13 protein-coding genes and 1 other annotated feature are annotated in these 14,733 nt (G+C 44.2%); of the genes, 1 reads left to right on the forward strand and 12 read right to left on the reverse strand.

The features are described from left to right. Position 1: 1 nt before the first annotated feature. The 12 genes from MHH86_RS17075 to MHH86_RS17130 form a co-directional block, all read right to left on the reverse strand. Positions 2-904 (reverse strand): ABC transporter permease, encoded by a 903-nt coding sequence (locus MHH86_RS17075; protein ID WP_080742512.1) that lies wholly within the window; start codon positions 902-904, stop codon positions 2-4. Positions 905-940: 36 nt separating this feature from the next. Continuing rightward, positions 941-1,903, reverse strand: a complete 963-nt coding sequence (locus MHH86_RS17080) for an ABC transporter permease (RefSeq protein WP_036687660.1) — start codon at positions 1,901-1,903, stop codon at positions 941-943. 75 nt (positions 1,904-1,978) lie between these two features. Continuing rightward, entirely contained in the window at positions 1,979-4,120 is a 2,142-nt protein-coding gene (locus MHH86_RS17085) for a peptide ABC transporter substrate-binding protein (protein WP_076316733.1), read from the reverse strand. Positions 4,121-4,662: 542 nt separating this feature from the next. Continuing rightward, positions 4,663-5,529: an SDR family oxidoreductase gene (locus MHH86_RS17090; protein ID WP_036687662.1), complete on the reverse strand. Its 867-nt coding sequence runs from the start codon at positions 5,527-5,529 to the stop codon at positions 4,663-4,665. A 2-nt stretch (positions 5,530-5,531) separates the two neighbouring features. Next, entirely contained in the window at positions 5,532-6,035 is a 504-nt protein-coding gene (locus MHH86_RS17095) for a hypothetical protein (RefSeq protein WP_170914282.1), read from the reverse strand. A gap of 109 nt (positions 6,036-6,144) precedes the next feature. Further along, a complete protein-coding gene (locus MHH86_RS17100; protein WP_036687664.1) occupies positions 6,145-6,711 on the reverse strand; it encodes a MarR family transcriptional regulator in 567 nt (188 codons plus the stop codon). 134 nt (positions 6,712-6,845) lie between these two features. Then, the gene (locus MHH86_RS17105; protein ID WP_256715430.1) at positions 6,846-7,028 is read right to left on the reverse strand and encodes an HAD hydrolase-like protein; all 183 of its coding nucleotides are present in this window, start codon (positions 7,026-7,028) and stop codon (positions 6,846-6,848) included. Between the two features lie 50 nt (positions 7,029-7,078). After that, entirely contained in the window at positions 7,079-7,945 is an 867-nt protein-coding gene (locus MHH86_RS17110; protein ID WP_076316732.1) for a GNAT family N-acetyltransferase, read from the reverse strand. A 130-nt stretch (positions 7,946-8,075) separates the two neighbouring features. Then, positions 8,076-8,310: a binding site (T-box leader), on the reverse strand. 181 nt (positions 8,311-8,491) lie between these two features. Beyond that, on the reverse strand, positions 8,492-9,484 hold the full coding sequence (locus MHH86_RS17115; RefSeq protein ID WP_036687669.1) for a helix-turn-helix transcriptional regulator: 993 nt from the start codon (positions 9,482-9,484) through the stop codon (positions 8,492-8,494). A 526-nt stretch (positions 9,485-10,010) separates the two neighbouring features. Continuing rightward, the gene (locus MHH86_RS17120; RefSeq protein ID WP_036687671.1) at positions 10,011-10,466 is read right to left on the reverse strand and encodes a DinB family protein; all 456 of its coding nucleotides are present in this window, start codon (positions 10,464-10,466) and stop codon (positions 10,011-10,013) included. A gap of 156 nt (positions 10,467-10,622) precedes the next feature. Beyond that, entirely contained in the window at positions 10,623-10,850 is a 228-nt protein-coding gene (locus MHH86_RS17125; RefSeq protein WP_235219556.1) for a DUF1877 family protein, read from the reverse strand. Between the two features lie 597 nt (positions 10,851-11,447). Next, positions 11,448-13,703, reverse strand: a complete 2,256-nt coding sequence (locus MHH86_RS17130; protein ID WP_036687820.1) for a type IA DNA topoisomerase — start codon at positions 13,701-13,703, stop codon at positions 11,448-11,450. A gap of 164 nt (positions 13,704-13,867) precedes the next feature. Here MHH86_RS17130 and MHH86_RS17135 point away from each other — a divergent pair, with 164 nt between their 5' ends. Then, on the forward strand, positions 13,868-14,731 hold the full coding sequence (locus tag MHH86_RS17135) for a pentapeptide repeat-containing protein (RefSeq protein ID WP_036687674.1): 864 nt from the start codon (positions 13,868-13,870) through the stop codon (positions 14,729-14,731). Positions 14,732-14,733: the final 2 nt, after the last annotated feature.

Below are 14,733 nucleotides of genomic sequence, written 5' to 3' on the forward strand. Positions count from 1 at the left end.
ATTAATTGCCTCCTTTCGGACTGAATGCTTCCTGGAGACCGTCTGCTACAAACAGAAACGAAAGCAAGGTTATTGCAAAGATACCTGCCGGAAAATACAGCAGCCACGGAAAGCCGAGAATATTCTCACTGGCTTGAGCAATCATACTCCCAAATGAAGGGATTGGCGGCCGAAGCCCCATGCCAAAAATACTTAAGCCTGCAATCTGGATGAGATCACCGGGAATCCCGAAGGCAAGAGAGACACCCATACTGCCGATAACATTCGGCAACATATACCTTCTAGCAATATGCGCCTGAGATGCGCCTAACGCTCTTGCCGCTTCCACCATCTCCCCGTCCCGCATACTCAGGACCAGACTTCGGATCAAGCGCGCATACCCCGCCCAGCCCGGAATCCCAATCGCTAGAATCAAAGATAAATACCCACGTCCCAGCATAATGACTAATATCAAGGCGAACAAAAATCCCGGCAAGGTCATCATGAAATCCACAGCACGCATAATAATCATATCGGCAATTCCGCCGCGCAATCCGGCCCATAAGCCCAATATGATCCCGATGATGAAGCTGACCAAAGTCGCGCCAAAGGCAATAATCAAAGCGCTTCGAACACTGAACAAGATCTGGCTGAACATGTCATGCCCCACATTATCCGTGCCAAAAATATGCTGCCATGTCGGCCCTTGATTGATGGCCAAAAAATCTCCCGTGCGATAATCATACGGAGCCACCCAAGGTCCGATAATCCCCGCGATCAAAAAAAGGACAACCCAGACCAAACCAATAACGGCAAGACGATGTCTTTTAAATCGCTTCCAACCTTGATAAAACTGGGATCTCTGAAGATTCTTTTTTCTCTTCAAAGCTACATCCGATTGAGTTGCTGCAACTGTGCCAGCCAATTGCTCCCCCTCCTAGGTTCGTATAGTCTGTGCCGCTTATAATCTGACACGCGGATCAATAAAGGCATAAATAATGTCAACAAGTAAATTCATAATCATAATCATGGATCCCAGCAGAAATACAGATGTGATGGCGAGCGGATAGTCGAAACTGGTAAATGCCGTCTGCATCACCTGACCAAGCGCTGGAATGGCGAAAATTTGCTCCACCCAGATCGTGCCCATCACTGTAAAAGCAAATTGAGGTCCGATGACGGTTATCATCGCTGTCAGCGAATTTTTGACACCATGCTTAAAAATCATCGGCCAATATTTGACGCCCTTAGCTTTTGCGGTCCGCATAAAATCCGACCTCATGGTTTCGATCAGACTGCCCCGCATATATCTGGCCACAACACCGACATTTGCCGCAGATAAACAAATAATCGGCAAAATTGCTTGCCTCCAGTGACCCCATCCCGTTACAGGCAGAATCCCTTGAAACACAACACCAAATAACAAAACCATAATCACCGCGAGAACAAATGCCGGAATGGCCTGACCCGTCAATGAGATGGTGCTTACAACATAATCGATCCAAGTGTTACGTTTGAGTGCTGCAATAATGCCAAGCGGAACCCCGATAATTACCGAAAGAACAACAGAACCAAATGCCAAAAGTGTACTGATCGGCAAAGCCTGCTTCAGTTGAGTCGCAATTTGCAAAGACGGATTCTGCATCGAATTACCGAAATCGAAGGTTAATTGATGCCATATATACTTCATGATTTGCTGCCACAGCGGTAAATTTAAACCATACCGGCTTTGAAATTGGTCCATGACTTGCTGATAGAGAACAGGGTTTTGCCCTTGCAGCGGAGCCAGTGCCGTAGCCATGGTATTCGTATTCATGAAACCGCCAGGTGAATAATACATCATGGTATAGCTGACTGAAATGACCAAAATTAAAGTGATAATGATTTGTAAAATGCGCTTTGAAATAAATTTCAATATGGTCAAATCCGACCCTCCTTTACCGATTCACGGGCACCATAATTGGCGCCCGCGATTGGTAATTATTCAACCCATTTAGGATTATTCTACAGATAAAAGATGCAGCCCATAGAAGTTGCCCCATGCCCAAGGATTTGATTGCACTCCTGTAATGCCGGGTTTTACCAAGAAGTATTGCTGTTGATAATACAACGGAATAGCATAAGCTTCTTCTAGCAGGTTATTAACTACCTTAGCCGCGATAGGAGCAGCGTCTTCGACGGTCAGCGCATTTACGAATTGCGCTTGCCACATTCTCAAATCTCTTAAGGTATCGGATTGATAACCGTTGTAGTATACCTGTACATCAAGTGCATTTTGATTCAACTTGCCACCTGGCGCGTTTGGTGCTACGAAGGTCCAAGCGGTTACAAAGGCGGCATGTTTTTCATCGTTATTTTTAGCATTTTTCCAAAGATCTACAATCTGTTGCCATTGTTCAGCGGCCGTTGGAAGCCCCAGTTGTTTCAGATAAGGCTGCCAATCCGCAGGTTGCTCTGCTGTCCATTTATCCAAAAAGACGATATCCTCTTTGGCAGCTTTTTCTAATGCTGCCCAGTCGCTCCATTCCACACCGGCGTTCTTATTGTCCGGATCTCCATATTTTTTAATGGCCGGTTTATAATAAGTTTCCTTGGTCCAATCCACGAATTGTTTCGTAGCTTCTAATGGAGCATCCAGCGTTCCTATGGAATATAGTTGCTGCGTTGCACCCATGTCCAAACTTCCTGGTTCACTCCAGTTTGTTGCGCCCGACGCCAGAATAAAGCCTGGTTTTGCATCGCCCTGAGGTCCGCTGTACTGATAAGCGTTAAACTGCGCCTCATTGAGCTGAACTAGCTCTGTTTTGATACCAAGATTTTGTTGCAGTAATTGACCTAACGCCAAAGCGATTTGCTCACCCTGAGCATCTACTTGCTTGACCCCAACATACAGCGATAAGGTTGGCAGACCTTTACCGCCTTCATAACCGGCATCCTTCAATAATTGTTTGGCTGCCTCGAGATCTTCCGGAAGTCCTTGCTCCAGTTTTTCCGTTGGCCAACCTGGTGAAGCAAAGATATTGGTCGCCCCGCCCATGCCGTTCAGCACCGATTCTACGATCGGTTTACGTTGGATCGCTTTGGCGATAGCCTGGCGCACCTCTTTTTTGTCATATGGAGATTCCGTTGTCGGGTTGCTCCAGAGCAAATATTTGATCGCATAAGTCGCTGCAGTATACAACTGGGACTTTAGCTCATCCGTTTTCTTCACGTATTGTAAATCAGACGCGCTTTGGATTAGAACAACATCCGCATGGCCGGACATATAATCCTCCACCGGCACGGTTGTTGCCGGAAGAACATGGATGGTCTCTACATTGCCGTGATTAAGCTGGCCAGCTGCACCTACATAATTCGGATTGCTCACCATGACGAGTTCACCGTTTGGTGTAAAAGATTTAACCATGTAAGGGCCATTGCTCACAAAATTCCCCGGTTCAAACCACTTACCAGGGTTCGCTTCGACCGCTTTAGGATTCATAGGCATCGACCCGGAAAGAACCATATCACCCAGAATCGCGTGAGGCAGCGTGGTCGTAATTTCCAGCGTGTAATCATCAACTACTTTTAGACCAACTTCTTCTTTACTTACAGATCCGGCATGGTATGCATATCCGTTCTTCACAAAATTAAGCACGCTTAGCCAAAGTTGTGCGGTTGTGTTAGCTGGATCCAATTGATACATATAAGAAAAATAAAAATCATGGGCGGTCACAGGATCGCCGTTAGACCATTTGGCATCTTTACGGAGGGTAAATGTCCAAGTTTTTTTGTCGTCGGAGACGGTATAACCTGTCGCAATTTTCGGAACGATTTCATTATCCTGATTGTAGCCATAAAGCCCTTCGAGCAAAGTTCCTTGCCCTACCAGAATTTGTCCTTGCCATTGTGTAGGATCAAGCGTCGGGATCTTTGGATTGAAAACGGTTACCGAACTTCCCGCCTTAATTTCAAGATCAGCAGCACCTTCATTCTTAACTGCCGTTTGACCCACATCACTGGTTGCTTTTACCGAAGTATTGCTATTGCCTGCAGCATTTTTACCGTTCTCATTGGCACTATTAGAGGAATTACTGCAAGCAGTCACAGATAACAAAGAAAATGACAGAAGTAGAGCTAAGAACGCGTTCTTTTTTTTCATCCTCAAGTGAACCCCCTCGTACAAAGTCATGAATCTAAAAAATAACATTTTATTTTTTGTTATCTATGATGTTATCCTTCACCTTCTCATGTTTTGCCCCCCTAAATTTAAACTCAGATGTTTGTTTGTGAACTTTCGAATGTCTTCTTTTGAATTTCACTTAGAAAACTAAGAGTAATCGCTTACATTCTAAAATTTTCCACAAAGATTGTCAAGAAAAAATGTTACGTTAGTTAGCATAACTCGTTATTTTTAATATAACTTATTTGTTTAATATGAATTTTTCGTTAATATTTTATTAGCTTTTTTAGTGTTATTTCGTAAATAACACTAACTTATTGACGAATTTTAGCTTATTTCTTGTAATGCTGTTATAAACGCTATAGAAGAACAAGTTCTATGAGTTCCATAGAACATAATAAAAAGAGTGTATCCCAGCAGTCATTTTATGACCTTTGGGATACACTCTGAACCATTGAGATATGGGAATCGGAATAAAATACTGCTATCGATACAAATATCAGAATAGGTGGACTCCGCCTCTACCGGAAATTATCTATACACTCATGTAGAAAGGCGTCTAGTGTGCGTGGATCTCTGCCGAGCAAACGCTTCACAGTGTCATTTGGACTTTCTGGCACCATCCTAGACATGGTTTGAATTTCCACAACGTGGTTCGCGAGCCAAGGAGGCAGATTCCCATGCTCAATAAGATTACGGAGTAGTACTTGAGGTTCCATGTTGATGTAACTTATCGGCCGATTAAGCAGGGCAGATAGTCGACTCGCGATCTGGGGATAACTGAAAATCTCCGAACCAGTAAGCGTATATATATGGCCTGATACCTTGTGGTTGGTCAGAACTTCTGCGGCAACGTCTGCAATATCGCGACAGTCAATAAAGTTACACGGTGAAACGCCCATAGAGCCGAAGAAAACATTTTGGGTTGTGATCGTTGGTGCAAAGCGCATTAAATTTTGCATGAACGCATAAGGGCGCAATACGGTATGGGTGATACCCGATTCCCTCAACGTGTTCTCAATTTCTTGATGCCAGCCCGCCACTGCCACTGGAGAGCTCTGCTCAAAAGCTGGACTGGATATTTTTACGATGTGTTTGATTCCAGATTCGGTGGCAATCTGAATGATTGAGGTTTCCAATTCGATTTGTCTTGGACTGTTGGACATGGCAAGGAAGAGCTGGCTAGCACCTGTAAACACACGTCGCAGCGATTCAGGATCGGAAGCGTCTACCCTTGCGACCTCAGTAGTCGATCGGCCTTTCTCTCCGATTTGATCACGCAACTTCTCTGGCTCTCTGCTCAGCGCCCTGACAGGTACGCCAAGATCAACCAAACGTTCCAAAAGCGCACTTCCAATCGTACCTGTTGCTCCGATAATAACTATCATTTTTATCTTCTCCTTTTGGATGAAAAATTAGTTGTGAAGGCAAGTCGCCACCGCCATGTCACTATCGTGCTCGCTATGAATCCAGACAACGGGAAATCGATCCAGACACGATTTACCCAGGCCAAGTGATTACTCGGAATCATAATTTCTACTACAACAGATGTCACCCATGCAGCGTATAGCCCAAATGAGGACCCGGCCATTGCGAATACCCCTACCACAACCAAGTGAGGTGCACCGATGACCCATCGCAAACGGCCCACTCGGCTGTGCAACAAAAGTCCAATCATCAAGGCCATCAAGGTCGATGCACCGCCAATAGTAGTCAATGCCGCTATTTGAAGCCCCCTATCTACAGTAACCAATCCCCCGATACCTGCCATAATGGCAGGAGCAGCATAGGCCATTACAACTTCACGCCATAGTACAAAAGTCTTTTTCTTGGAACCAACAGCCTTGATGCTGTAAACATCTTCTGTCTGATTCGGGTATTTCATCTGGTTCATTTAGTTGCTCCCTTCTTCTTTGAAATAGTTCAACGATTGATTTCAGTAAATTATAATTAGGCACCTAACTATATAAGAGTAAAAAAAGGCTAGCTTCACTAGCCCAATTCTACTCATTACTGATGTTTCCCTTTGGTTTCGAGCCTAATTCGCCCGTAAGTGCTGAAATGCCCTGTGTAACTCGACCCAGCAAGTCGAGAAATACGCTGCGTTCTTCGATGTTGAGCAACCCCACCATCGCTTCCAACCGAGCGAAATGCTCAGGAGCCATTTCACGGAGCTTCTTCGCTCCTTCTTCCGTTAAAACGACTGATTTCTGACGGCCATCGTCTGAGCTTAATCGCCGAGATACTAGCCCATCTCGTTCAAGAATGTCGATAAGACCAGTCACTGTAGCACGTGTAACGCCTAGATGCTCCGCTAATTGCGAAGGCAACTCTTCTCCTTCGTTATCTTCAAGATCTGCCAATAAACGATAACGCCCTGTTGATAAACCGAATCTAGAGAAATGAATCTCAGAGGCGTGTCCAAGCATGGCTCCCGCTGCCATTAGCCTAGACGCGACGAGTATAGCCTGTGCGTCTATGTCTAGGTTATAACGATCAATCTGACGCTTGGATTGTACAAGCGAGGGAATAGCCTCAATGTCGTTTATTTTTTTATTATTGTTGTTCATATATGTAGTATGGTCCCTAACTACTTTTGTGTCAACTCATTTTTTTATAACTCGTCAACCCTGGAGTTATACAGTTGGATTTGGTTGTAACTCTATATTTCTCCCAAAGCTCGATCAATCGACCTTCAAGCTCTTCAATTCAAGAGGTCCTTTGCAACAAAATCTGTTGATGCTAGCTCATACCATGTGTGACGATAATTTTCCAGAGACTGCTTACTCCATCCTGTCTCTACGAGAATTCTTTTGGCACCTACAGCTGCAGCTGCAAGCATATCTGTTGAACCTACATCACCAAAACGCGCCGTCGTATAGTGAATATTGTGCTCTTATTTTCTAAAGTAGTAGAAGTTCTGTCCGCATCATTCTACTATTCAAATTTTAACTGAAGCGAATCACAAATTGGCATATAGCCTATCTTTTGATAGATGCTATTAGATGTGGGATTTGCTAAGTCCGTATATAAGACGCACTTAATAAACCCTTTATCCAATGCAAGTTGGCTTATTTGCGCCACAATTGAAGTAGCGTAACCCTTTCCGCGCTCATATGGAGGGGTATAAACAAATGCCACGCCAATTGCCGTCTGCATTTCCCTTGTATATCCTGCCATAGATACGGGTATCCCGTTGTCCTCTAAAATATAGAGTTTCTTCGATGCTATTCGGTAGAGGTAAGGGTCTGCATCTTGCGGGATGGACATTTCTGTTTTACCATAATTCCCCGCTGCATAAAATGCTTCAGCCCAGTATGGGAAAAAGTGAATATCCTTTTCATCTAGCAATCGAACGATACCAACCTTTTGAATGTCTGGATTTACTGCAGTAAGTTCATATATACGTTGGCTCATCATTGTTTTAAAGGATATTCCCTTGCGCAAGGTATATTCTTTGGCAAAATACTCTGCCAAGGTTTTTTCGGTCATCACACCTGGAATTTCACGGTCTTTCAGCCCATCTATCAGACAGTTTATAGCTTCTGGGTTTATTATGTTGTCTGTTGCATAAAGCGTAATATTGTGTGGCGGTGTCATTATGGCGGTAAGTTGTATGCCACTAGAATCTGAAATAGTTACCATAAGCCAATTTACAGGGTCACGCCAGTCTGTTTTGTCTTTTCCTTCATGCCCAATTATGATATTGCCAAGAGGAATCAAATTTTGTGCTTCATGACGCATCAGCATACCATAGGTATCATTGTAAAACTCATGCACATCCGTATACAACTTGAATTGCATTGCAATATCACCCTTTCATCTGCTCAACGTTTTTCCAGATTTTTCGAACTAATCGTTCTTCTTACAGTTTGTTGATTTTTCGCCTGCCAATTTAATAATTAATTAATGAAGACGCAAAAAACCCCATCCCATTAGGGACGGAGTTGCTCCGCGTTACCACCCTGATTGACGTTTATAATAAACGCCCTCTTAGCCATCGTCCAACAACGATGCTTCTTTGTAACGGTAGAATCCCGGTCCCATCTACTATAATTCGGGGGACAGCTCTGAGGTGATTTTTTGATTCGGATATCCGCTGCCTCGCACCAACCGGCAGTTCTCTGAACGGCGTTTCCAGATCTAATTGTCCTCTTCATCGCATTTGGTAATTATTAATTAAGTTTAATATAAGATAATAGGAATATTCTGTCAATAACTCAAACAACAATAGGGATCTCTAAACTTATATTGCTTCTAAAGCAGATAATCCAACTAATCATGCGACTATATGATTGCGGAGACTACACTACAGTCTGCTTATTTTCTTCATCAACACATAGCACCTGCTTAATCTGTTTCGATTAGCTTGGAGGTCAACTTCACTACTGGCCTGATATACTTCAAAAACCGCTCCGGATCGTGATACACGTAATTGATTCTCCCAGGGGAAGTATCAAAGCAGTAACCAGTGTCTGCAAAATTAAAAGCTGCCATTGCCCTTTCCATCTTTTCCTCTACACTACGATTTTCCTGTTCATAATTGAATGGCCCATGTTCAAAAACAATATACTCGGCTTCGAGAACATCAATCATAAGCATTTGTGGAGGTACTTCACCTTTATAATCAAGAGGAAGACGTACACCAAAACACTCTGTACGTGGAATACCCCAATCGCAGAGTCTGCCATCCGGGTCATTAATGTAAGCCATAATCTGACCGCTGCCACCGTTAGATTCACTCCCACCATCGTCATCCAATTTGCCCTTGATACTATCGAGTAAGCCGCAAATAGTTTCGCAGTCCTGTCCTGTAATAAGGCTTTGCTTTTGCCAAAAATCCCAATACCCATTACTCTCATAGTTTTTAATGTGCAAAAATTTGTGAGTGGGGATGGTTACAAAATAAATGTTAAGATCATCTGTAGATTTCATCATACCAATCTCTCCAAATCCGAAAAAGTAGCGGTCGAAAGAGTTTATTTTTGTACGAAGGGCGACAGGCATAGGCTTTTTCCGGTATTCACTTGGAGTTACACCATATGTTCCCTTGAAAGCCCTGGTAAAAGCTTCATGTGATGAAAAACCATAATCAAAAGCAATATCCAAAATGCTCTTTTCACTATCCCGAACCTCTTTTAGTGCGAAGGCTAATTTTCTATGCCGTAGATAATCCCTAAATTGCATTCCCGATATTTCCTTAAATTTTCTCGTAGTATGAAATTCGGAATAACCTAACTTGTGAGAAAGAAATCGTAGCGTTATTGCTTCACTGTTACGATTCTTAATACACTCGTCAATTTCATTAACGATTATTTGGATTTGCTTGTGCCACTCGTACAATTGGTCTGTTCACCTCGTTTCAACCACTCTATAGTCATTGTAGAGTAATGGAATTTGCATTGCTTGATTCTACTTGCGGAAAAGAGAGGAGAGGATATATTTGTACCTTAAATCGCCTTGGAAAATATCAACGTTATCATTCAATGACAAATCAAACGTTTTGGTCCTACTATTTCGGAATCTCATCAGATTTCCTCTTTGCACTTAGTGGTCGGTGTATAACCCTATCGTTCTGTCAAAGTATTTCCGCAAGCAGCTTAAGCGTGTCATGCATTCGCAGGATGGACAAGAAGCACGGAGTACCGGGAGGCATTAAATAAAAGGGCTCGGACCCGTTGAGACATGGGAGTGAAAATCACATGCCCTTACAGTTGTTCCAAGCCACCGCCTCCTCAATTTCCTTCTTATCTCACATTTAGCTAAAGGTAAAATCCTACGAATTCATGAGCCTGCGTGAGTAAACTAGATCATATCGGAGAAGTTCAATGCCCATCTCATTCCGGGTAATGGTGATGATTAGGCCCTGTTAGAGTCTCGCGAACGTGATGTAATCGACTTGGACAGGCTCTGCCAATTCGATCCGCAGTGCCCGGTTGATTTGTCCCCGGTGATATTGCCCATGTAAAATGACCTGCGACAGGATGTCACGGACGGACGTTCGGAACGGGACTCCGTTCTGGTTCGCGTAGTCGATCATCACGTCCAAATCAAATTCCTCCAGCCCTTCGATATACACACGATATTGCTCGGCGTTTTCTTCGAACATCGTTCGGATCGCCGTCAGGTCTTCCGCTTCCTCCCATAACGAATATTGCGCACTGCCCTTGCCCTGCAATCGGGACAGCCAGACTCGTTCCGCAACCGCGACATGCCGAACCAGCTTCAGAAGGTCATTGTTCTTCATCTCACTCTCCTCGAGCGCTTCCAAGATTCGTGCGTCCGCCCAGTACAGGTGGTCCATCATGCGCTTGATCGTCTTCATTTCCGTTTCCCCCTCTTCGTCTCATCGATTACTTGAACCTACTGTTTCCCGCATTGGTCATTTATTTCTCTAATCGTCATAATCTTCAGCAGTCCAAGGTTCTTTTTTTATCGCGCTCATTGGAATCAGGAGACGTGTATCGCCTTTTGGTTAGAATCAGAAAATATAAAAGATGAGACCTTTGCCCTCGGCTACAGTTTGGCTGTAGAAGCGCCGGATATCGTTAAAATGCTGTAGCAGGTAGGCAAAGAACGCATCCTTATCCTCGTCTGAAACAATATCAGGTTCAAGAGGATATACTTCTTCCTTGACCATGGCCGGGAAATCATACCGCAAGCGGAGCTGCGCTTCATCCAGCTCAGAAATAGCCTGAAGCGCAATCATCTATTTTCAAGCTCTTCAATGCAATGTCGCCTGCAATAATTTGCTGCACTAGGTTGTCATCCATTGCGAAGTAATATCCACGCATTCCCATGATGTCATCCTTCCTTCCATTCTAGTAGTGACTATACTGCCCTATCAAAATGTAACCTTTGAATTTATCCCGTAGGATAAAAAAAGAGTGAAGATCAGCCCCCTACGTAATCATAATATCTTGTGCGCACAAGTTACTACATCCCGTTTAAGATAGGTATGTCCTACACTCTTTACTAATGAATTTTATGTGTAAAAGATATGGTCACCCACAGCTGTCACCGAAACCAAATCCCCTATACGGCGAGTCTGACTAATAGTCATGACTATGGACCCTGCTGACGCTATTGGCGAATTTATAGCCGTTGGAGCAAGTTTGCGGACTCCAGTGCTGTATTCTCCCGCAAGCGGTGCATCTATAGCCCTTTACGCCCATAACGACTATGGGGTCCGATAGCAGTCCAAAAAGGATGTATTCCCGCGCTTAAGATCAACTGTGTCCGATAGCGGCTTTGTACGTGCAAATTCGCTGTAATCATCCATGATCCATTCAAGCTTCCAGTTAGACTATGACTCCACTGTTAATTGACCCGTATCCATATTATTGAGCACAAGTTTGCCTTCCAGCGGGGTGCCGTCTTCGCTCGTAAGCTTCAGCTTTCCCGTACGGCCTTTTTCTATCAATGCCTTTACTTGTGTATCTGTAAGGGTACGTCCGTGGTTTTCTTTCCAGATCACGAACTTGCAGCCTTCTTTGTAATGAGAGCAGCCGTAGCCTTTTTTACCCATAAAAATCATCCCGCCACAGCCAGGACGCGGGCAGTTTCCGATAATTTTCGGACCGGAATTTGCTGATTCCTCTTCATTAGCTGGTTTACGTTTTCTTGGCGCGGCAGGTTTATCGCTGGTTTTACGAGATGTACCTCCACCACTCCGACCTTTAGCCCCTGTATTCACAGAAGGAGTTTCCCCTTCAAAAGAAGTTTTGGACGCCCGAGACTGCACACGAACCTTGTCCACGATCATGCAGGCGAATCTTTTTACATTCTCCATAAATTGTCCGTCCGACGCCGTTCCTCTGGATATCTCGTTCAAGCGACGTTCCCACTGGCCGGTCATTTCAGGTGAAGTCAACAGCTCGATGCCCGCTCCACGTATCAGTTCAATAGCCGTTCGTCCTTTTTGCGTGATGGCGATTTTTTTACCTTGCATTTCAATGTATCCGACATTCTTAAGCCGTTCAATGGTTGCAGCACGTGTGGCTGGAGTGCCTAACCCTGAATCCTTCATAGCATCCCGAAGCTCTTCGTCCTCAATCTGTTTTCCGGCACTTTCCATCGCTCTAAGCAGCGTGCCTTCTGTATAGTGTTTTGGCGGCTGTGTATCCTTCTCTTTAACAATCGCATCACTACAGATCACTTCATCTGCCGGAGCAATTGTGAACGGTTCATTCACTTCAATCTCTTCGTCTTCCTCATCATCCTTGTTTTTTCCCTTGGACGACTTCGCTTTATCTTTCTTCTGGTCCGCGTAAATGACCTTCCAGCCGAGACTTAATAATTCCTTAACAGTAGTTTTGAACTTTTCGTCCTCTACATCAGTCATAACCGTATGCACTTTATATTCCGCAGCCGGATAGAACTGTGATAAAAAGCGCCGCACAATCAAATCATACAGCTTTCCCTCATCCGCACTAAGCCCTGTTGCTTTTCTATATGTAGGCAAAATCGCATGGTGATCCTCGACCTTCGAGGGATTGCAGATAAATTTATTTCCTTTATAAACGAGATTACGATTCGCGCCTTTCACCCATTCATCATAAGCCGTCCCTTGGAGCGCAGATAAAGTCTTATGCATCTCCGGAATATTCTGTTCTGTAACATAGTTAGAATTTGTCCGCGGATAGGAAATCACCTTATGCTTTTCATATAACGCTTGTGCGATATCGAGTGTTTTTTTAGCGGAAAAAGCGTACTTCCCATTCGCCTCCCGCTGCAACAGCGTCAAATCATACAGTTTATTCGGATACTCTTTCGTTTCCTTAACCTCATAAGAGTCAATTCGTCCCGGTTTTCCTTTGACCTTGGCAGCCAGCGCCTCCGCCTTCTCACCATCGGTCAGCCGGTCACCCTGCCACATGCCTTTATAAGTCATTTCATTTTGTGTAAAATGGCCCTCTACCTCAAAAAACTTAAGGGATGAGAACGCCTCAATCGTCTTCTGGCGATCATAAATAAGTGCAAGTACTGGAGTTTGAACTCTCCCCACCGACAGCAGCACATTATGTTTCGTAGTAAATGCACGTGATCCGTTCATACCGATTAGCCAATCGGCTTCACTGCGCGCTTTTGCCGCTTTTGTTAGATTCTCGTACTCCGCCCCATCCTTTAGCTCTTGAAATCCTTTGCGGATTGTCTCTGGTGTCAAATCGGAAATCCACAGCCGTTTCACAGGATGTTCAAGCTTCAAATGCCGCTGAATGAGCGAAAATATATGCTGGCCTTCCCGCCCGGCGTCACAAGAATTTACTAGCAGATCGCTTCGTTTAGCCAGCTCTCCGATTACCTTCAGCTGATCAATGGTCCGTGCATTAGGAACCAGCTTGAATTGGTCCGGAATAATGGGAAGATCATTAATATTCCATTTTTTGTATTTTACATCATATGCATCCGGCTCAGCCAATCCGATTAGATGCCCTATTGCCCATGTAATAATGTACTGCTCCCCTTCAAGATAGGAACGGTAATTTTTAGCCTTTGGTTCTATTGCGGCGGCGATATTCCGCCCCATGTCCGGTTTCTCCGCAATAATAAGTGTCTTCAAAAACATTCGCTCCTTACCTTCTCGTTCTTAAGTCCAAAATAGGTCCAGTACTCTATTATAACATTAACCTCGGTTTTTTTTAATCGACCGGACTTTTCATAGTCTTTCGTTTGATTTAAAATAAGTTGGTATAAGCGTATTCATGTATCGGAGGGAAACAAACCTTGTATGAGAATCACAGATTTACAGAACCTTTTTCTGATCGAAGCCTCTCTGCCCTGAAGGCGGATTGTGAGCAGTGCTTCGGCTTATGTTGTGCCGCATTACCTTTTGCTGCTTCCGTAGATTTCGCTAGAGACAAAGACGCTGGACAGCCGTGTCACAATCTACAGTCGGACTTTCGCTGTGGTGTACATACAGAGCTAAGAGAATTAGGCTACCGTGGTTGTACGGTCTATGACTGTTTTGGAGCTGGGCAAAAGATTTCTCAAGTCACTTATGCTGGAGAAGACTGGAGGAAAAAGCCGAAAACTGCGAAGCAGATGTTCGAGGTATTTCCGATTATGTGGCATTTGCACGAGCTGCTTTGGTATTTACATGAATCTTTGAACCTAGAAATAACCCGTACAATCCATACTGAGCTGCAAACAGCTCTCGATGAAACAGAACAGCTCACCTTACTCAATCCTGAAGCTCTTATAAAGGTGGATGTTTCCGCTCATCGAGCAAAAATCAATATGTTACTGTTGCAGGTCAGTGAAATTGTAAGAACTGACGCTCGTCGTAAACTAAAAAAATCCACGAAGAATTTCAGTCGAGGTGCCGACCTTATGGGAGCAAAGCTCAAAGGAGCTGATCTTAGAGGTGCCAACTTGAGAGGAGCCTATTTAATAGCCGCAGACCTTAGGGATGCTGATCTCAGAGGTGCAGACCTTATTGGAGCAGACTTTCGCGATACTGACCTCAGAGGTGCTAATTTAGCAGAAGCTCTCTTTCTCACCCAGGCACAGATCAATGCGGCAAAAGGCAATACTCTCACGAAATTACCAGCAGCACTCTTGTGCCCTGATCATTGGCACTCTCATTAGAT

It is taken from the genome of Paenibacillus sp. FSL F4-0097, assembly GCF_038593125.1.
In the GTDB taxonomy this organism is placed as follows: domain Bacteria; phylum Bacillota; class Bacilli; order Paenibacillales; family Paenibacillaceae; genus Paenibacillus_AQ; species Paenibacillus_AQ odorifer.